Annotated in this window: 17 protein-coding genes and 1 pseudogene; 6 read left to right on the forward strand and 12 right to left on the reverse strand. The window is 55.9% G+C overall.

The window, feature by feature from the left end:
* Both ACXAGD_RS18415 and ACXAGD_RS18420 read left to right on the forward strand, forming a co-directional pair.
* A partial coding sequence (locus ACXAGD_RS18415; RefSeq protein ID WP_475212698.1) for a LysR family transcriptional regulator occupies positions 1-901 on the forward strand: 901 nt, incomplete at its 5' end.
* A gap of 91 nt (positions 902-992) precedes the next feature.
* Positions 993-1,175 (forward strand): annotated as a pseudogene (locus tag ACXAGD_RS18420) (transposase); the annotation flags it as partial.
* 231 nt (positions 1,176-1,406) lie between these two features.
* On the opposite strand, the gene ACXAGD_RS18425 reads toward ACXAGD_RS18420, so the two are convergent.
* A complete protein-coding gene (locus ACXAGD_RS18425; RefSeq protein WP_475212700.1) occupies positions 1,407-2,006 on the reverse strand; it encodes a TetR/AcrR family transcriptional regulator in 600 nt (199 codons plus the stop codon).
* 242 nt (positions 2,007-2,248) lie between these two features.
* Here ACXAGD_RS18425 and ACXAGD_RS18430 point away from each other — a divergent pair, with 242 nt between their 5' ends.
* The 3 genes from ACXAGD_RS18430 to ACXAGD_RS18440 all read left to right on the forward strand — a co-directional run bounded on the left by ACXAGD_RS18430 (position 2,249) and on the right by ACXAGD_RS18440 (position 4,810).
* The gene (locus tag ACXAGD_RS18430; protein ID WP_475212702.1) at positions 2,249-3,187 is read left to right on the forward strand and encodes an alpha/beta hydrolase; all 939 of its coding nucleotides are present in this window, start codon (positions 2,249-2,251) and stop codon (positions 3,185-3,187) included.
* A gap of 75 nt (positions 3,188-3,262) precedes the next feature.
* Positions 3,263-3,730, forward strand: a complete 468-nt coding sequence (locus ACXAGD_RS18435) for a DUF2255 family protein (protein WP_475212703.1) — start codon at positions 3,263-3,265, stop codon at positions 3,728-3,730.
* Between the two features lie 144 nt (positions 3,731-3,874).
* A complete protein-coding gene (locus ACXAGD_RS18440) occupies positions 3,875-4,810 on the forward strand; it encodes an SDR family NAD(P)-dependent oxidoreductase (RefSeq protein ID WP_475212705.1) in 936 nt (311 codons plus the stop codon).
* 519 nt (positions 4,811-5,329) lie between these two features.
* On the opposite strand, the gene ACXAGD_RS18445 is transcribed toward ACXAGD_RS18440, so the two are convergent.
* From ACXAGD_RS18445 to ACXAGD_RS18460, 4 genes are read right to left on the reverse strand one after another with little or no spacing between them, the layout of a single operon-like run.
* Positions 5,330-6,178 carry an ABC transporter six-transmembrane domain-containing protein gene (locus ACXAGD_RS18445; protein ID WP_475212707.1) on the reverse strand — a complete coding sequence of 283 codons (849 nt, stop codon included), beginning with the start codon at positions 6,176-6,178 and terminating at the stop codon, positions 5,330-5,332.
* 6 nt (positions 6,179-6,184) lie between these two features.
* Positions 6,185-6,604 (reverse strand): DUF2141 domain-containing protein, encoded by a 420-nt coding sequence (locus ACXAGD_RS18450; protein WP_475212709.1) that lies wholly within the window; start codon positions 6,602-6,604, stop codon positions 6,185-6,187.
* On the reverse strand, positions 6,601-9,729 hold the full coding sequence (locus ACXAGD_RS18455) for an efflux RND transporter permease subunit (protein ID WP_475212710.1): 3,129 nt from the start codon (positions 9,727-9,729) through the stop codon (positions 6,601-6,603). Before ACXAGD_RS18455 ends, ACXAGD_RS18450 begins: the two co-directional genes overlap by 4 nt.
* 3 nt (positions 9,730-9,732) lie before the next feature.
* Entirely contained in the window at positions 9,733-10,881 is a 1,149-nt protein-coding gene (locus tag ACXAGD_RS18460; protein WP_475212711.1) for an efflux RND transporter periplasmic adaptor subunit, read from the reverse strand.
* Positions 10,882-10,975: 94 nt separating this feature from the next.
* Between ACXAGD_RS18460 and ACXAGD_RS18465 the strand changes: the two genes are divergently transcribed.
* Positions 10,976-11,593, forward strand: a complete 618-nt coding sequence (locus ACXAGD_RS18465; RefSeq protein WP_475212714.1) for a TetR/AcrR family transcriptional regulator — start codon at positions 10,976-10,978, stop codon at positions 11,591-11,593.
* Positions 11,594-11,654: 61 nt separating this feature from the next.
* Here the strand turns inward: ACXAGD_RS18465 and ACXAGD_RS18470 are convergent, their stop codons facing one another.
* From ACXAGD_RS18470 to ACXAGD_RS18500, 7 genes are all read right to left on the reverse strand, one after another.
* Positions 11,655-11,807, reverse strand: a complete 153-nt coding sequence (locus ACXAGD_RS18470) for a hypothetical protein (protein ID WP_475212716.1) — start codon at positions 11,805-11,807, stop codon at positions 11,655-11,657.
* Positions 11,808-12,015: 208 nt separating this feature from the next.
* Positions 12,016-13,818 carry an aminopeptidase P family protein gene (locus tag ACXAGD_RS18475; protein WP_475212718.1) on the reverse strand — a complete coding sequence of 601 codons (1,803 nt, stop codon included), beginning with the start codon at positions 13,816-13,818 and terminating at the stop codon, positions 12,016-12,018.
* The gene (locus tag ACXAGD_RS18480) at positions 13,811-14,809 is read right to left on the reverse strand and encodes an ABC transporter ATP-binding protein (RefSeq protein WP_475212720.1); all 999 of its coding nucleotides are present in this window, start codon (positions 14,807-14,809) and stop codon (positions 13,811-13,813) included. Before ACXAGD_RS18480 ends, ACXAGD_RS18475 begins: the two co-directional genes overlap by 8 nt.
* Complete coding sequence (locus ACXAGD_RS18485; protein ID WP_475212722.1) at positions 14,806-15,798, reverse strand: ABC transporter ATP-binding protein; 993 nt, start codon at positions 15,796-15,798, stop codon at positions 14,806-14,808. Before ACXAGD_RS18485 ends, ACXAGD_RS18480 begins: the two co-directional genes overlap by 4 nt.
* Positions 15,799-15,801: 3 nt before the next feature.
* Entirely contained in the window at positions 15,802-16,653 is an 852-nt protein-coding gene (locus ACXAGD_RS18490; protein ID WP_475212724.1) for an ABC transporter permease, read from the reverse strand.
* Positions 16,650-17,606 (reverse strand): ABC transporter permease, encoded by a 957-nt coding sequence (locus ACXAGD_RS18495; protein WP_475212726.1) that lies wholly within the window; start codon positions 17,604-17,606, stop codon positions 16,650-16,652. The genes ACXAGD_RS18490 and ACXAGD_RS18495 overlap by 4 nt, the downstream gene beginning before the upstream one ends.
* 44 nt (positions 17,607-17,650) lie before the next feature.
* A complete protein-coding gene (locus tag ACXAGD_RS18500) occupies positions 17,651-19,234 on the reverse strand; it encodes an ABC transporter substrate-binding protein (protein ID WP_475212728.1) in 1,584 nt (527 codons plus the stop codon).
* Positions 19,235-19,338: the final 104 nt, after the last annotated feature.

Genomic DNA, 19,338 nt, shown 5'->3' on the forward strand with positions numbered 1-19,338 from the left:
TATCCGTATCCTGAACGCCTTTGTGGCCGTTGCCCAAGAGGGCAATATCTCGCGAGCGGCAAAGCGATTGCACCTCACTCAACCCGCAGTCAGTTTGCAGTTGAAACGCTTGGCGCAGGACACGGGGCTGGAGCTGTTCCGCCGCACACCCAAGGGTGTGGAGCTCACACGAGATGGAGAAGCCCTTGTAGTAAAAGCAGAAAAAGTCCAAGCGGCTATAGAAGAGTTCGGTCAAACGGCGCGACGGGTCAACGGAAATGTTCGAGGCACACTGCGACTTGGCACCATTGTCGATCCGAACTTCATACGCCTAGGAGCTTTTCTGGCGGCCCTCGTCGATGGGTATCCCGACCTGCAAACAAAGCTTGTGCACGGTATAAGTGGTGATGTCGTTGGTCGCCTGATCAATGGGGAAGTGGATGTTGGTTTTGTTCTGGGTGATCTTGATAGCTATGAAAGCAGCGATCCGGAACAAGCAGAATCAGTTTTTTTCCAACGGGAACTCACTAAGTTTACCTACCGTGTTATTGCGCCGGCAGGCTGGGGGAAACGGGTTTTGGGCAAGGATTGGCCGGCCCTGGCTGCTTTGCCCTGGATCGGAACGCCGAAGAACTCTGTACACCATCGGCTGCTGGAAAACATCTACGCGGATCTTGATTGCCAGCCGCAGGCAGTCTGTCTTGTTGATCAGGAGCCATCAATGCTGGCCATGGTACGCTCAGGTATTGGATTGAGCCTGTGCCGAGAATCGATCGCTCTTGAGGAAATGCAGTCACGCGGGCTTGTCATATCGGATAGGGTCAAAATTGAAACTTCCCTTCGATTTGTAACGCTTGCTTCAAAAAAAATGGAACCTAACGTCGTCGCCGCATTCGATGCTTTAGGTACCACCTGGAACTAGGTTCTGGTCCCAGTTATTTGGCTGCCGCGATCTCGTCTGCATGGTTCAAGCTCTGAGTTTTGAAGGGTGCAAAGTGAGTAACCTATTCTAATTGACCGATAAGCAGATGGGGCGCCTTCGGTCCTACTTTTCAAGAAGCCATGGCAAGTCGAGGGTCGATGATAGACTTGTGTTGAGCGGGATTGTTTCCGTCAATCGCAATGGGTTGCGGTGGTCCGATGCGCTTCGAGAATGTGGGCCAGCCAAGACCCTCTGCAACCGCTGGAAACGATGGGGCGTTACGGTTGGACTTGGGCGGGTAGGGGGCTGAAAGTTCGGCACGAGCTTACTTTAAGCGCAGGTGCGTTCGCGTCGTGGCCTTTGGCAGGAATGAGCCCAGTTTTCCTGATGCTTCGGTCTGCATTAATGGGTAACAAGCTGACCTTGCGATCAGTCCCTGTTGCGCAGAACGGACTGCCATTGTCACTAGATCGAAGCATGTTCGGCAGTAAGCCGAACGTACAAGTCAAACCGCTGACTTGTCCGGCTTGTAGTGCGACATGAACATCTTGACGCAATCGTCCATGACATTCTTTGGTGTCGGACTCTCTCCAAGAAAAAACTCTGGCCAGAAAAAGAACCCTTTGACAAGCACCAGAAGCTGAGTGGTTGCAAAGCCCGGATCGGCTTTGCAGATTACGCCCGCGTCCATGGCTTCGCTGATCAGCCTCTTTATCGGGTAATCGTGTGTTTCGCTTTCATTGAAAAAACGCTTGGAACGGTCGAGGTCACGGATCATCTCCGACATGACCATCCGGTTCAGTCCGATTGCTGTCTCGTCAGTAATCACCTCAACGTAGCGCCATAACGCATCTTCCAGTTGGTCTTCGAAGTCGCGATCCGGATCATAAGGCACTGGCTCCATGCAAGAATTACGTTCGATCATGATCTCAGAGATTGCTTCGAACAGGGCTTCTTTATTCTCGAAGTGATTGTAGAGCGTGCGACTCGATACGTTCGCTTTTTTGGCGATCGAGGTTGTCGTTGCCCCAAGAAACCCCTGTTCACGGAACTCATCGATGGCTGCATTGATGATGTCTTTTCGTTTTTTTTCAGTGCGTTTCATGATTTCAGCCTCGAAAGTAAAGGGTGCTATTTACAAACGGCACCCTATAAACTAAGTAAACACCATCCTGTACTTTGGCAAGGCATGATGCCAGCCACCCGAGAAAGCGGAGCATGACCATGATCAAACTGTCACGACGCAACGTTCTCCAAACTGCCTCCGTCGCTTCCTTGCTGTCCCTCACGGGCTGGGGAGCAAACGCTAAACAAACCACACAACCCTCTATCGAAGGACTTTCAGATATGGCCCTCACTGCTGGCAAAAACCAAGTAACTTTCAAATCCTTTGGCGTGGATTTGGCTGGCGATCTTTATCTTCCAGAAGGTTTTGATGCATCCAAGAAATACAAGGCTATCGTTGGCGCCAGCCCGTTCCCGCAGGTGAAAGACCAAATTCCGGCGACTTACGGCCCGGAAATGGCTGATCGTGGTTTCATCTATCTGGGCTTCGACTATCTGGGCATGGGTGACTCCCCGGCGCTTCCCGGTGAGTTCATGAAATCGCGCTACATGTTCCGGCTAATCGAAAACACCTGGGATGCGGTTTCTTATCTGGGTACGCTACCCTTCGTCGAAGAAATCTACGGCCTGGGCGTCTGCCAAGGCGGCTCGATCATTGCCTCAGCTGCTGTGACCGACCATCGCATCAAGAAAATCGCAATGGTCTCGGGCATGATGGCGGCGGACGCGTTCCAGTGGACTGACCGCGATATGGCGAACCAGATGATCGCCGGTGCTAACGCATCGATGCAGAAGCAATATGAGACCGGTAAGCCGGACTATGTCGCTCCGTTCGGCCTGAACGACAAGATGTCCCGCGAAGAGTTCACTGCAGCGGCCGCCTATCCGGCGATGGCTGGTGAGACCTATGACTACTATGGTCGCGACGGTGTCAAAGGTCCGGTTGCGGTTGCGAATTTCTCTAACATGCACATCGGCGATCAAGCCATGCAATCACTGTTCTCGATCTGTGAAGCTTATGCCGACAAGATCGCGCAGCCGTCACTGACCATCTACGGCACCAATGCTTCGACTGCGATCTGCTCGACGGCATTTGTTGAAAAGCTGACCAACAAGCACAAAGAGCTGGCTTTTGACGAGTTCAGCCACGTCGACTTCTACTACAAGCCCGAGGCAGTCAAAGCATCGACCGATGCGGTGGCCGAGTTCTTCAACGCATAAGGCTCAACAGTCCAAATGCTCAGGATCTGGCGTCGACAGGCGGCAGGTCCGAGCATCTCGAGAAGGGCCTGAAAGATGGAAAGTACTTCCCTGTGGGCCATGGTGAGTGGCATCCCGAAATTGATTGTCGGAACCGCCATTCACCCATTGTTACGCGCCTTGAGAAGTCCATTGAAACAACCTGAAACCCAAACCGAGCTGGTCAATCAAACTCGGATTCATGAAATCCGAGCGGGGTATACCCACCGTTTCATCCGCTTGATGTTCGTGATTGTGGATGACCGCGTTTTCTGTCGCCGCTATCAGTACAACGAACCTTCGTGGCACAGCGTTTTCCTCTCTGACCCGGGCGGACAGATAAGGTTGGATGGTGTTGCGGCAAACATCAACGCCGCCGTCCCGCAGGATATGGATGACGTTATCCCCGCAGTGGATCAGGCTTATGCTGATGCGCTGAAGAAGCTTGGAGCCAGTTACATGCTGCCGGGCGCGGTCGAGAAACGGGCGCAGGATAGCACGCTTGAAATCTTCTTCTCTGACTGACCAGTCCCCGCGTGACCTTGGGATGTTTCAGAATGAGGCGAACACAGCAAACCTGGCGATCATCTGAAAGAAACGGAAAGCGTCTAAGCAGGATACAACTCTGGCAGTAGGAAATCCCCTCGGACACAGAGGAAAGAAGCAAACATGACATTCGATAGAAACTCCACCACCGACGACGTATTGGAAGACATCAATCTGGTCGGAAAAACGGTCCTTATCACTGGCGGCTCTACCGGTCTGGGCGCAGAAACCGCCCGCGCGCTGGCCTCCAAGGGAGCTTTGGTCACCATCGTGGCACGCTCAGCCGACAAGCTTGCAAAAACGGCAGAGAGCATCAAGGCAGACACGGGTCAGGACGTCGAAACCGCTTCGCTGGAGCTCGACAAGCCCGACACCATCCGCGCCTTTACTGCCGAATGGCTCAAATCCCATGATACACTCGACATCCTGATCAATAATGCCGGCATCATGGCGACCCCGCTTGAACGCACAAAAGAGGGCTGGGAGAGTCAGTTTGCCACCAACCATCTGGGTCACTTCCTTTTGACCAACCTTCTGGCAGAACCGCTTAAGGCTTCAGGGTCGGCCCGCGTCGTAAACCTGTCGTCAGCCGGTCACATGTATGCGCCGGTCGATCTCGACGATCCGAACTATGAAAGCCGCGAATATGATGCGCTCAAAGCGTACGGGCAGTCGAAAACCGCAAATATCTGGTTCACTCTGGAAATATCCCGCCGCTGGGCCGATAGCGGCGCAACAAGCTTCGCCGTGCATCCAGGTGGTATTCAGACCGAGCTTGGCCGGAATTTCGAGCCCGAAGTGGCGACGATGTTCGAGCAGATGATAAAGGACTCTCCGGATATCTGGAAAACCATTCCGCAGGGTGCTGCGACCTCTTGTTGGGCGGCAACCTCGCCTGACCTGGCGGGTAAGACAGGCCTTTATGTCGAGGATTGCAATATCTCCCAGCCCATGACCGGTGACCCGATGCAGGGTGGGTATGCACCACACGCCTATGACAAAGACGGCGCAAAAGCGCTGTGGGAGTTGTCTAACAAGCTGCTGGGTACCGAGTTTTGACGCCATGAGGGGGAGCCATGCGCTCCTTCTTCCTTTGCAAAAGGGTTTGATCGGGACGGGCAGCAGATGTCTGTTCTCACGCTCTGAGTCGTTTCTACATCCACGAAGCGCATCAAGTGACCGTTTGTCCGGATTGCGCAGGTAGCGCCAATTGGCGACTCTGGGTGAAAGGACAGCTTTGATGCGCGATGTGTCTATTGCCCGATCATGATTTTTAGCACGATATGGGGACCTGCCACATGGGTGCCGGTCATGCCAACCATATCCGGTTTGCCGTTGGCAACCGCTGTCCTCCTCGCATGTGAGACAGCTTCGAAAGTACATGACCCTCCAAAGCCTAACAGAACTGTAGCAAGCAGTCTGCGTCGTGTTAGTCAGTTCTGTTCCCCAACTGGTTCCCACGCGATCGCAAAGCATCCAATGCCGCCGGTCGTTCTGGCAATGACAATGCCGGGTTTATCCCGGCTTGGGTCTGAAATACGGATAGCGTTCCGCTCAATGAATGGTTCGGCATTCTAGTCAACCGCTTTGCAATCGGGTCGTGATTTCGGACAACCGAGACCAGGATTGCAAGGTCACCGGTAAGGTAAGGGCCGCTTCAGCAAACTCCCACGAATAGCTGACAATCGAAAAAATCATTCCCGGTGTCGCATCCAGGTTTTGCGTTGCAAACCACAGATTGAACAAGATCAGCCCGATCAGCAGAACAAAGATCACGCCGTAGAGAATGGCTTCGGTATCCGAGAGTTTTACTTCGAACCGACGCAGTTTCTTCAGGTGAACCAGCATCGGGCGGTCGCGGCGTTGCTCCAGAACGCTGACCTGATGCTCCATTTGCTCATTCAGTGCACGGTTCCATTGCCAAAATGTCGAATGAAACAGGGCATAGACGGATATCATTCCGACTAGAACTCCGCAGGCTGATAGAGCCAGAGTTGGCGAGAAGTAAAACAGCAGAATCGCCGAAACGATGAATTGTACCACCCCTGCGATTGCCGAAGGCAGGATCTCCTCCAAAAAGTCCGCCAGCTCACGCCCCATTCCGATCCGCGCGTTCAGCGACGAAATTGGCAAGTTCGAAAACCGTGCGGCTAACGCCTTGCCCAATTCAACGCGGATCGTTCCATAAACACGCGTATCGTAAATCCGCCTGATCACACCGATCATCGTGAGGGCGACCATGAGAGCGCCTAAATGCACAAAGGGCTGAAAATCTCCACTGAGCAATCCATCAATCGCGAAACCGATGAACAGCGGGATCAACACAGTTAATGCCGTTTCTGACAGGATCAGCAACCACGTAAGGATGACCCGCCAGCGAAACACACTCAGAAGCGTTCCGATTTTCAGTTTTCGGTCCTTTAACATACGGCGCTACTGATCATAGTGGATACGAACGCGGACATCGCCCGGCCAGACCGATGCGGCCTTGAAATCAGGCTCATCTTCGGGGTTTGGCGCACCTGTTGAACCCAGACCCTCCAACAGTTTCGTCGCAGTCATGTTCAGGTCTTCGTCCTTGTTTTCATCATGAAACAGCAACACCGCATAAGGGCCTGCGTTCAGGTCCGAAAACTCGTGGCTGATACTGCCCTTGCGTGACGGAATCTGGGCGTAGTCAATCGCGCTCCATACATCCAAGCTGTCAAAGGCGCGCGCGTCATCAAAAATAAGGATCACGATGTTTCCGTTGGCATTGCGAATGCCGTCCACAGTCACATTCAGACCATCAGCTGCAGCAGGCGTTGCCAAAGCCATCAGGGCAAATGCGGGGGCTAAAAGAGTCCGTGTCATGGCGTTGTCCTTTCTTCGGTAGGCTGCGGAAGGGGTGGTTTGAAAACGGCGAGGACATCTTCGGTGATGGCGATCAGTACCGGCACCAGCAGCAGCATCAGGGCGGTGCCGAACAGTTCCCCAAAGGCCAGAGAGATTGCCGCTGGGATCAGATACTGCGCTTGCTCAGAGGTTTCTGTCAGCAATGGCAGCAGGCCAATAACCGTCGTCGCGGTGGTCAGAAAGATCGCCTTGAAACGACCAACACCTGCGCTTTGCAGTGCCAGATTCACAGGTTGGCCTTCGTCGCGCGCCTGATTGTATCTGGTAATCATGACCAGACTGTCGTTCACGATCACACCGGTCAGAGCCAGCATGCCAAAAAACGAAAACAGCGACAGTGAGACATCCATGATCAGGTGCCCGACGGCAGCCGCGATAAAGCCAAATGGCACGATGGCCAGAATGACAAAGGGCTGCCAATAGCTTTTCAACGGCACGGCCATCAGCACATAGATCAGCACAGCCGCCAGCAGCAGCGCACGTTTCAGGCCATCACTGATATCAGCCATCTCTTCCAGCTCCCCGGCAGGCAGAATTGTTACGCTGGGATATTTCGCACGGAGTTTCGGGACCAGCTGTTCGAACACGGCTTGGCCCACCTCTTCGGGGGCGACGCGATCGCGGTCGATGGATGCAGCTACAATGTTCATACGCTTGCTGTCGCGGCGATCAATGGTGCCAGACGTGTAAGCGCCTTCGATTTCAGCAACCGTCTCAAGCGGCACCCAGGCACCGGATGCGCTGCGCAACTGGGTCTGCATCAGGTCGGCGAGTGTATCGCGGTTTTCCCGTGCGTTCTGTACGACCACGCGAATTTCGGACCCATCGCGCCGGACCTTGGTCACTTCGGCCCCGCCGAACCCATAGCCAATCTGTCTGGCCAAGGCTTCGGCATTGAAACCAAGGTGCCGCGCGTCCGGACGCAGGCGGAGTTTCAGTTCGGGTTGGCCGCCCGCCATCCCATCACGCACATTCGCTATGCCCTCGATGTTCGACAGGAAGTCTTTCATTTCGGCGCTGGCTAGTTGCAGAAGGTCTTCATCTTTTGACGCCAACCGGATGCGAAATCCTCCGGCGAGTGCCTCCGATCCGGTGAACTCCAGCTCGGTCGCACCTTCGACCGAACCGACCCGGTCGCGCCATTCGTGGACCACGGAAAGGATCGGTACTTCCGGTCGCTCAATCACCGGGATCATTTCAGCGTACATTTGCGCACTACCTGCGCTGTTGATGATGGTGAACACCGTCTTAACGGGCGGCACAGCCATACCCGCGTTTTCGGCAAGTTCGGTGTTCAAACCGTTCAATACGGCTTCGATCCGGTCCACATTCGTACGGGTCAGCTCAAACGGCGCGCGGGCGTCCATTTCCAGGTTCATCGTTATGACCTGACCGGGCACTTCTGGAAAGAACACCGTTCTGACTTTGCCCTTGTACATCAAGCCAAGTCCCAGCGTTGCAGCGCTAATGAACAAGATCAGCACGGCATAGCGCTGCCGCACCGCTGCAACGAGCAAGGGCTCGTACAGGCGATCCCGAACCCAGTACAATCCGCCCTGCGCAGAATCCTGTACCCGACCCCACAGGCGGGTCAGCAGGTACCGACGCTCTTGCCCCATCGAAACCTGTGCCAAGTGAGCTGGAAGGATGAATTTGCTTTCGATCAGTGAGAATATCAGTGTCAGGATAACGATGCCCGCAAACCCGGCCAGTACCTTGCCTAGCGGATTGTCGATCAACAGCATCGGGAAAAAGGCCGCGATTGTGGTCAACACGCCAAAGACGGTCGCTACTGCCACGCGATGCACGCCACGCTCGGTATCTTGGATTGGGTCTTTTCCTTTGCGGCGTTCTTCGAAAACACTTTCACCGACCACAACGGCGTCATCGACCAAAATGCCCAAGGCGATGATCAGGCCGAAAGTCGTAACATCGTTCAGTGAGTAATCTACCCATTTCGAACCCGAGACCGCGATCGCTCCCATGACCGAAACGGGAATGCCCATTGCGACCCAGAAAGCCAAGCGCACGTTCAGGAACACCGAAAGCATCAGGGTCACAAGGATCAACCCCTGCACCCCGTTTGACCTCAGCAACGCTAGGCGGTCCGAGATATAGCCAGCGCTGTCGCCCCAGACCTCCACCTGAACCTGCGATGGCAATTGGCGGCTAAAATCATCAACTGTGCTGCGCACCACATCGCTGATCTTCAGCAGGTTCTCCTTCTGCCCAACCAGAACCTCCATCCCCACGGTTGGTTTGCCGTTCAGCCGAAACAGATACTCGCCGTCCTGGAACCCATCTTCGATTTTGGCAATATCGCCCAAAGGCACAAAGGACCCGTCGTTACGTTCAATGATTGGAAGGGCTGCATATTCAGGAGTGTACTTCGCCCGATCATCTGCCCTTAGATAGATCGTACCGCCCTCGGTCCGCAGTCGGCCGGCCTGAAATGTCAATGAGTTTTCAGTGATGGCACGGGTTACATCCGAGACGGTCAGTCCGTAGTGGCGCAGCAATGCCGGGTCGATTTCGATGCGCAGTTCTCGTGGGATCAGGCCCCTGATTTGCAGGCGCGACAATTCCGGTTGGGCCAGCAGTTCTTCTTTCAGGCGTTGCGCCAAGCTCTGCAGTGTTGCGGGGTCTGTTTTTCCGTAGAGGTTCAGATAGAGCGCCGGGAAATCAAACCCCGACGCTTCGATAACAGGGCGGCGCGCGGTCTCGGGCAGATCGGTCAGACCGTCGATCCGAATGCGGACCCGGTCCAAAACGGACTGTAGTCTCTCACCTCCCGCACGGCGCACCGTGACTATGCTGAGATCATTTTGGGATTGTGAGGTCACACTTCGCACGCCTTCCAACCCCTCAAGGGCTTGCTCAACCTTCTGCGTCAACAGTTCATCAACCTGTTCGGCCGTCGCCTCGGGAAGCTCAATTGCGATTGTTACGCTTTCTGGTGGGATGCGAGGGAAGCCTTCGATCCTTATGTTCAGTAGCGTTTGCACGCCAAGAAACAGGATCAGCGCCATCATCAGATTGGCGGCGACCGGATTGCGGATAAACCAGGATGTCAGGGCATGCATGGCTCAGTCCTCATCCGGCTGCGGGGTCACCCGTTGACCCGGTAGGAACGAGGCCAGAGGCGTTCGGGCTATCTGCCACGGGCCAGTCCCTTCGGGCGCAGGGATGGTGATTTTACCTTCACTTCGGAACAGGATTTCAGGGTTGATCCTGCGCAGGTGATCGTCGCCACCCACTAGCCAAACGTAGCCAGCGCGGGTCAGGGCGTTTTCTGGCAGAGTCACGGTTCCGTCAATTTGGCGTCCGGGAATATGAACCTGAATGAAATCTCCGGCCAAAATGCGCTCGTCCGGCGCGGTGATGTCCAGAAAAACCCGCACCTGCCGCGTGTCCTGATCCAAAAACCCGCCTCCGCGCCGGACCTGAGCCGTCCCCAGAGATTGCCCCGTACGTTGCGTCAGATCAGCGGTAGCGCCCGAGATCGGATGCTCCAGAAGCGCCCAATCCGCCTGGCTGAACGCGGCAACCAGCTCAAATTGTCGGTCGTCCGAGAGGTGTATCAACGCATCACCCGGATTAACCGTTTGGCCAAGACTGGCAAAGCGACGGGTGACAAAACCGGAAAATGGGGCAACTACTTCAGCGTCCTTCAGCTCACTGCGCGTGGCGTTCAGACGCGCTTGAGCCGCCGCAACGGTTTTCTCGGCGATACGGAGTTGCGGCAGGTTCACAGCTAGTTCGTTTGGTGGTTCTTTCTTGTCCCTTTCAAATTGGCGTTGCGCCACGGTGACGTTATTCTGCGCGCGCAGCAGGTCCAGTTCCGCTTGCTCAAGCTCCATCTCCGCTGCAGCTACGGCACTTCGGTAAGGTGCGTTTTCAATTGAAAACAGGGGATCGCCGCGTTCAACCTGCGACCCAGCCAAAGCTGCATCATGCACCGCAGTGATGCGCCCGGACACGGCAGATCGCAACTCGACATCCCAGCGCGGGCGCACTTCGGCAAAGGCAGAAACCCGTGCCTGCACTGTGTTCGGGCTAACTGTGATGACAGACACGATCGGTGGCGGGGGTGCAATCTCGGTCGCCTGAACATCGATTGTGTCCTCGGTGTCGAATAGAAGAACGATGATCGCGGTTAGCAGAACCAGCGACAGCCCGATCCAGAGCCAACGCCGCGTTGGTCTGTGCTTTGCTTCGAAGGATTTGTCCGTCATAGGCCCGTTTTTCCCGTTTCGTCGAATTTCTTGCACCTTGTGATAGAGTGGCATATACTATGAACGATCGTTCGTTCAATATAAAAGCAAAAAAATGACAGAAGATAAATCGGAGCCTGGCTCCAGCAGGGAAAAGGCAGTGGCCAAGCGGCGCAACCAGATACTGGAGGCCGCCGTGATGTGTTTTCTTGAACGCGGCTATCATCAGACAGGTGTCCGCGACATTGCGGCCCGGGCGGGGGTCAGCCTTGGGAACCTCTACAATCATTTTCGCGGCAAACATGATGTGCTTGTGGAAATCGCAATGCTCGAACGCCGCGAGATGGAGCCGTTTCTGAAAATCCTGAGCTCAAAAAGGTCCGCACCCAAAGTGTTGAAAAAGTTCATCAAGGCCTACGCCAAGTACCTGGCTGCGCCGGAAAACGTTATTCTGACCTTGGAGATTTCGAGCGAAGCCGTTCGTCAGCCGGACATCGCGCAGCTGTTTGTCGCGAACCGCTCCAGTTTGACTGAAGCTCTGGAGTCCATTGTAAGGCGAGGGATAGCAGACGGTGATTTGCGCGCTGTTCCTGATCCGCTTCAAGCGTCACAACTGGTGATAGAGGTTTTGGAAGGCAGCGCGTATCGCAGCGTGCTGTCAGAAATGCCAATGAACAAGATCATTGTAAGCGCGGAAGATTTTATTCTGAGCTCGCTGCTGGCACGTCAATGATCTGTGCCTATTGAAGCGAGCGAGAACACATGAGTGTCGTGTGTTTGTCTTTCAGACGCAGCTAGTGTTGTCGGCTGCTAGCCTTGCAGATCGCCTCGACCTTTTCCGACATGCACTGAGTAAAGGATCGTATGTTGCCGCAGATTGATTTCGAATCACCGTTAATGGCGGACGCGTGGGACGGGTCCATTTGGTTGGTGACTTGCGTGCTCATGACATCTTCTCTTTCTTGAGAACCCCGTCGTCGGCAAGACTGCGGCAGCACCGAAAACAGCAGTTGCTAATGCATCTAGGGTCTCAGCCGGACTATTGCTCACCCAACGGTTCAATGCCACATTCCGCTCCTTTCAGTTTGAGCATAAGCCACCAAAACTACGCTTTGTCTGACAGGTTGGAATACTGTTCGCGACAAAAACAGATTTTTACAGATGCATAGGTGCACAGGCAGTTTTGAGCCAAGCCAGTGTGGAGGTAGACATTAAGGGTCCAAGACGCTCAATCAGTGTTGCATGATAGGTGTTTAGCCAGTCGATCTCAGCCATGGTCAAAAGCTGGGTTTGCAACATTGTGGTTTGGATGGGGCACCATGTCAGGTTCGAAAACTCCATGAACCCGTCATTGGCCTCAATAATTTCGAACAGGTTTTCGATCCGGATGCCATATTGCTCTGCCACGTAATAACCCGGCTCGATCGACAGGACCATACCGGGGGCGAGATCCACAGGGTTATAAGGCTTTCCAATACGTTGGGGGTGCTCGTGTACTGAAAGTCTGTGCCCGACTCCGTGGCCTGTACCATGGTCATAGTCCAGGCCGAGGTCCCATAAAGGGCGGCGGCAGATTGCGTCTATGTGGTGTCCTTGCGTTCCGGCGGGAAAGCGCAGGGTTGCGATGGCGTGGAAGGCTTTGAAAACTGCGGTGTAGGCGCGGTCATAGCCTTCTGGCCGGGTGGGGCTAAAGGCGAAGCTGCGCGTGGCATCAGTGGTACCGGTCTCGTATTGGCCTCCGGAGTCGAGGAGATAGGTGCCATTCTCCAAAAGCGGAACCGTGTTGCCTTGTTGTGTCGCGTAATGGCACATTGCAGCATTGCCGGATGCGGCGGAGATCGGGTTAAAGCTTTCCTCAAGAAAACCGGGCTGCGCTTGTCGGAAGCTCAGAATGGCATGCTCGGCTTCACGTTCAGTCACGGGTTCGCCCTGTCTGGCACGTCGCGGAACTTCGGTCGCCAACCACGCGCAGAACTCGGTCCAGGCGACGCCATCTGCGATGTGGCAAGCGCGCATGCCTTCAAGCTCGGTCTGGTTTTTAAGCGCTTTGGCCACGGTCAGGAGGCTGGGTAAAGGTAATTTCTTTGCTTTTTGCTTTTCCAACACCAGCCGAACAGCGGCGGGTGAGAATTCCGGATCGAATAGAATGCCCTTGCCTGCGGCAACTCTGGCCTCAAGGGTCGGAAGAAAGGCATCGGGCGCGCAAGTTTGGACGTTATCCGGCAGGTGGTCGGTGACATTTGCGTCCAGTTTCTCCGGTGCGACGAACCATTGGACCTGCCCTGCGTCATCCAGCAGCAGGAACGACTGAGGGACGGTATTGTATGCCACATCCGTACCGCGAACATTCAAGACCCACGCGATGTTATCGGGCTGTGTTTCGACAAGGTATTTGGCTCCGTGGTCGTGCATCTGCTGAACCAAGTTGCTGATCTTGTCATGCGCCGATTTGCCCGACAGTTGAACGGGGAACGGGTCGATCTTTCCCAGCGGGGCAGGGGGCTGGTCGGTCCACACCATATCTACGGGGTTGGACTTAACGGGGACAAGCTCTGCTTCCGGCAGCGCATCAACGAAACGATCCAGAAACACAGGTGGAAGGTGCATCGCATCAAAGCCAACGCGCCAACCGGTCTGGGCTTGGTCGGCCAACCAATACTCGGGTGGGTTGTCGAACAGATGTCGATGCGTAAACAGTGGGGCGGGGCATTGGTTTTCTACCTGCACCACATAGCGCCCGTCCACAAAGACGGCCACCGTGTCCATGGTTACGATTGCCATGCCGGCCGAGCCGGTGAAGCCGGTGATATAGGCCAGCCGCTCGTCGTGAGGCGCCACGTATTCCGACTGATGCGCATCATACCGGGGCAGGATGAACGCATCCAAACCCTGTGCCTGCATTTCGGCCCGGAGAGCGGCAACAACGGGGCCGCGAGAGGTCTTGGGGGCGTCAAGCATGGGCATTGATCTCTTCAACGTGATGGCAGGCCACTTCGCCTCTGCCTCCAAAGGGCAGCAAGGCGGGAACCTGTTGTTTGCAAATCTCGCTGGCGTGACGACAGCGAACGTGGAACGGGCAGCCCGAAGGCATGTTAAGCGGCGACGGTAGCTCGCCATCTAGCTTGGCTGCCTTGCCGCGGTCTTCCGGGTCCATAGAGGGGGCCGCTGACAGAAGTGCCTGACTGTAGGGATGGGAGGGGTCCGAAAACAGTGTTTCGCTGTCTCCGATCTCAACGATCCGACCCAGATAGATCACAGCCACCCGGTTGGACACATGCCGAACCAGACGCAAATCGTGGGCGACAAACAGGATCGTCAGGTCAAGCTCTTGCTGCAGTTCCAGCAGCAAGTTCACCACCTGCGCCTGAACCGAGACATCGAGAGCCGAAACAAGCTCATCCGCGATCAGCACCTCTGGTTCAACAGCCAGTGCGCGTGCGATTGCAATCCGTTGGCGTTGACCGCCTGAGAACTCGTGGGGCAGTTTGTGCTGCGCGTCTTGCGGCAGGCGCACCAGTTCCAGCAATTCAGATACGCGGGCAGGGGCCTCGTGGTCCGGGCGCATCTTATGAACCCGCAGAGCCTCGGCCAATATCTGGCCCGTCGTCATACGTGGATTGAGCGAGGAATAGGGGTCCTGAAACATCATCTGGACGCGCCGGTTATAGCTGCGATCCGAGCGTTGATCGGCGCCAAAGATGTCCTGCCCGTCGAAACGAACTTCGCCCTCGCTGGGCTTGTAGAGGCGCACGATACAGCGCGCCAAGGTGGATTTTCCACAGCCGGATTCCCCAACGACCCCGAGTGTTTCACCGCGGTTAAGATCAAGGCTGACACCGTTCAGCGCGTTGACGACACGACCGGGGCGACCCATGGCAACGTCAGCCATGCTTCGACCCAACGGGAAGCGCAGGTGGAGGTCTCGGATTTGCAGCACCGGGGCCGTCATGCGGCATTCCCCTGTGATTTGGTGATCGGGTTGAAACAGGCCACTTGCCGCCCTTCAGTGGCCGTGCTGAGAGATGGCCGGTCCTGCGTGCAGGCCGAAACACAGGCAGCGCAGCGGGGTGCGAAGGCACATCCCCGTGGCAGCGCATCAAGGCTGGGTGGGACGCCCGGCACCGAGTAAAGCGGCGTTCGAGGCGGCAGGTTTTCGGGGACAGACCGCATGAGCCCAACTGTGTAGGGATGGCGCGGGTCCTTTAGCACATCGCGCACCGATCCCTGTTCGACGATCCGTCCGGCATACATCACAGCCACGGTGTCACAGGTCTGTGCGACGACACCAAGATCATGGGTAACCAAAACAACGCCCATATCCATGTCCTGCGCCAGTCGCAGGATCAAATCGAGGATCTGTGCCTGAATGGTTACGTCCAGGGCCGTCGTAGGTTCATCTGCCAGCAGCAGCTTGGGATTTGCCGCCAGCGCAATGGCGATCATCACGCGCTGCCGCATCCCGCCCGAGAACTGGTGCGGATAATCTTTCAACCTTTGCGCGGCCGAGGGGATGCCGACCAGATCCAACATCTCAATAGCGCGATCACGGCGCGTGGACTGGGACAGGTCGGTATGCGCGCGCAGGGTTTCTTCAAGCTGAAGACCGACCGTAAGCAGCGGGTTAAGCGAGGTCATCGGCTCCTGAAAGATCATCGCGACCTCGCGCCCTTGGATTTGGCGCAGGGCGCGATCCGGCATCTGTACTAAGTCACGCCCCTGCCAACGTACCTCGCCGGTGACATCGCCGTATCGTCGCGCGAGCCCGATAATGGACCGCAAAGTCACGCTTTTGCCAGATCCGCTTTCGCCGACCAGCCCCAGAACCTCGCCTCGTGCGACCGAAAAACTGACATCGCGCAAGGCTGGCAATGGTTGCCCGCCGCGGTGGAATGTGGTGTTGAGCCCATCAACCTCGAGTATCGGTGTGTTGTGTTCCATCCGTTACCCTCGTGGTCTCAGCAAGTCGGCCAGCCCGTCGCCCAGCAAGGAAAAGCCCAGCCCGGTCAGAACGATGGCGATGCCCGGCATCAGGCTTAGCCACCACGCCGTTGAGATGAAGTTGCGCCCTTCTGCGATCAGAACACCCCATTCCGCTTGCGGAGGTTGCGCACCTAACCCCAGATACCCCAGCGACGATCCCAGCAGGATCACCAGGGCCATGTCGGTCATCCAATAGACGATAATTGGCGTTATCGCGTTGGGCAGAAGGTGGCGAAAGATGATACGCTTGTCGGAATAACCCATCACGACCCCAGCGGCGGCATAGTCGTTGCCCATTTGCGCAATTACTTCGCCCCGCATAAGTCGCGCGTAATACACCCAGTAGACCACCGAAATCGCGATATACATGTTGACCAATCCCGGACCCAACACCGCAACAACCGCGATGACCAGAACAAGGAAGGGGAAAGTGATCACCGCATCAACGATCCGACCAAAGATCAGGTCAGCGATACCTCGATAGTACCCGACCAAAGCCCCAACGACTACGCCGATCACAAGTGCAAAGACGGTACCGAAAACAGCCATCTGCATGTTTACCTGATAGGCCCAGATCACACGGGACAGGCTGTCCCGTCCCAGCAGGTCCGTGCCAAACGGATGCGCCCATGAGGGTGGTTGGCGAACTGCGAGATAGTCGATCTCGTTCGGGTCATAGGGGGCGAAAAATCCCGGAAAGACCGCCAGAAGGATCGAAAACCCAATGATGATCAGCCCGGCTACAAACCCCGGCTTGCGCAGAGCCCTTTGCAGGAAGTTGGGCTGAATGGGTGTAAAGGTTGCATCACTCATTGCAGGCGCATCCTTGGGTCAAGGCGGCTCTGGAACAGGTCCGTCATCAGGAAGACCAGCGACACCAGCAGGGCAAAGGTTAGGGTCAGCCCCTGGATCAGGGGATAGTCGCGGGCAAAGATGGCTTCGAGCATCAGTCTCCCCATACCCGGAACCGCAAACACCGTTTCGGTCACCAAAGTACCGCTCATCAGGTTGCCGATGGACAGGCCCAGCAGCGTCACGGTCGAAATCAGGGCATTCCGCAATACATGCCGCCCCAATATCAGCCGCGCGGGCAACCCTTTGGCGCGGGCGAACTGGACATATTCGGCGTCCAGAACCTCGTTGATCGCGCTGCGTAGATTCCGCATGATGATAGCGGATGTGTATAGCGCCACCGTCACTGACGGCAGAAACAGGTGATACAGCCGCTCACCAAACGTGTCTCCATATCCGCCGACGGGGAACAGGCGCAGTTGGGCGGCGAGGAAGGTCAGCAAAACCAATCCGATATAGAAAACCGGCATCGACAGGCCGATCTGGAAAACAGTGCGGATGACGGCGTCAGGCCAGCGGCCCCGGTTCAACGCAGCGACAAAGGCGAGCGGTCCGGCTATCAGCAGCGACAGAACCACCGAATAGATCGTCAGAAACACGGTAATAGGCAGCCGGTCGGCGACGACAGTCGTGACATCGGTACGCATCAGGATCGACCTTCCCAGATCGCCCTGCAGAGTGTTCGTGAGGAATAGCCAAAACTGTACGAACATTGGCTGTGTCAAACCAAGCCGTTCGCGAATGGCTTGAATATCAGCGTCAGAGGCGCGGTCGCCCGCCATGGCAATCGCGGGATCGCCGGGCAGCATACGCACCAACAGAAAAATGATCACCATAACCAGGAAAAAAGTCGGGACCATCAAAAGTAGACGTTTGAAGATATAGGACAGGCTGGACAAACGCTGGCTCCGCAAAGAACACCCGCCGCCCGCAGGCGACGGGTCGAGGGGGTCAGAGGTTAGCGGCTAACCGTCGCTTCGTCGAAGATATTGTTGCCCAGCGGGGTCTGGACATATCCATCAACGGCCGTACCCAACGCCACGGCAAACGGAGTTTCGTACATGAACAGCAATGGGGCCGCTTCTGCATAAATCTCCTGCATCCGGGCGAATTGCGCCTTGCGGGCCTCGGGGTCCATCTCATTTGCAGCTTCTTCGAACAGGGTGTTGAACTCGGCATTTTCCCAACCGGTGCCAACGGCTTTGGCAGTTGGGGTATATCCTAGCCATCCCACAACCTGGCTAGGGTCGTTTACGTCATTCACCCAGCCATAAGTGTGAATATCGAATTCACCAGATCGGTTTTTCGCGCCGCGAGTGGCACCGTCTACCTGTTCCACGACCAGGTCGATGCCCAATTCGCCCCACATCTGCTGCAGCGCCGCAAAGATCGTCGCATCATCCGCCGATCCGGCCAGTGTCGTCAAAGTCACTTCGGTTCCGGGTTGTACGCCTGCCTCAGCGATCAGCGCCTTGGCCTTGTCGAGGTCATAGGCATAAAGCGGGTTCAGGTCGGCCGCGTATTGCGTCGCTTTTGCCATCAGCGGTGAGCTCATGGGTTGGCCGGCACCGTGCAAGACAACTCCGATCAGCGCGTCTTTGTTGGTGGCATAGTTCAACGCTTGCCGCACGCGCGGATCAGCCATGGGGTTTGGGGAGCCATCCGCACGGGTTTCACGCGTATTGATCGGTGAATAGATGATCCGGGTCGAGGGATAGAGCTGCATCTCGATATTCGGATCAGTTTCCAGCTCGGTTACGCGGCTGAAGGGGATAAACTCGGCAGCGTCCACCTCACCAGCCTGCAGGCGCAGGATGCGGGTGGCGTCGTCGGGGACGATCTCAAAGTGCACGCCGTCCAGATAGGGTAGGGCTTTGCCGTCCGAGCCCATGCGCCAATAGTGTTCGTTAGCGCAGAAATCCATCGATGCGCCTTGTTCAAAGCCACAAAGATAGAAGGGGCCGGAACCAACCCCGGCTGTTGTTGCGGCGAAAATAGCTGCAGACTTGTCCTGATCGGTATCGCCGGTCGCAGCATCAAACGCTGCTTTTGACACAATAGCGGTGTTGAACGTGGCCAGCATCGACAGGATTGTCGGATCTGGTGCGCTCAGGGCAACGCTGACCGTGTTTCCATCAGCCGATACCGAGTCAATCGAGCCCAGCAAACCTGCCCAAGGGCTCAGATCCGGGTTGCGGGCACGATCCAGCGAGAATACGACGTCTTCGCCCGACATGGGCGAGCCATCGGCGAACAGGATGCTTTCGCGTAAGGTCAATGTGACCGTCTTACCATCATCAGAAACGGAGTAGTTCTCGGCCAGACCAGGCTCAACCGAGTTCCCGTCGGCGCTGCCGCGCAGCAAAGTGTCGAACAGGCTGCCGACCATCCAGATATCCGGGTTGCGGTCTGCATAGATAGGGTCAATCAGACGCGATCCGTCATAGCGGGCAAAGTTTAGCGTGCCGCCTCGTTCCTGCGCCATAACCGGCAACGCCAGGGTGGCAGCAACGGTTAGTCCCAAAACCGTCTTCAACTTCATTCTCTTCATCCTCCCGCAATGGTTCTGTTTCAACCTTGCAAGGGACAATAAGTGATTCTTAAAAATACTAAAGAAAATTTTAGTAATAAATGAAAAATTTTTAC

The organism is Ruegeria sp. ABF4_144 (genome assembly GCF_056160045.1).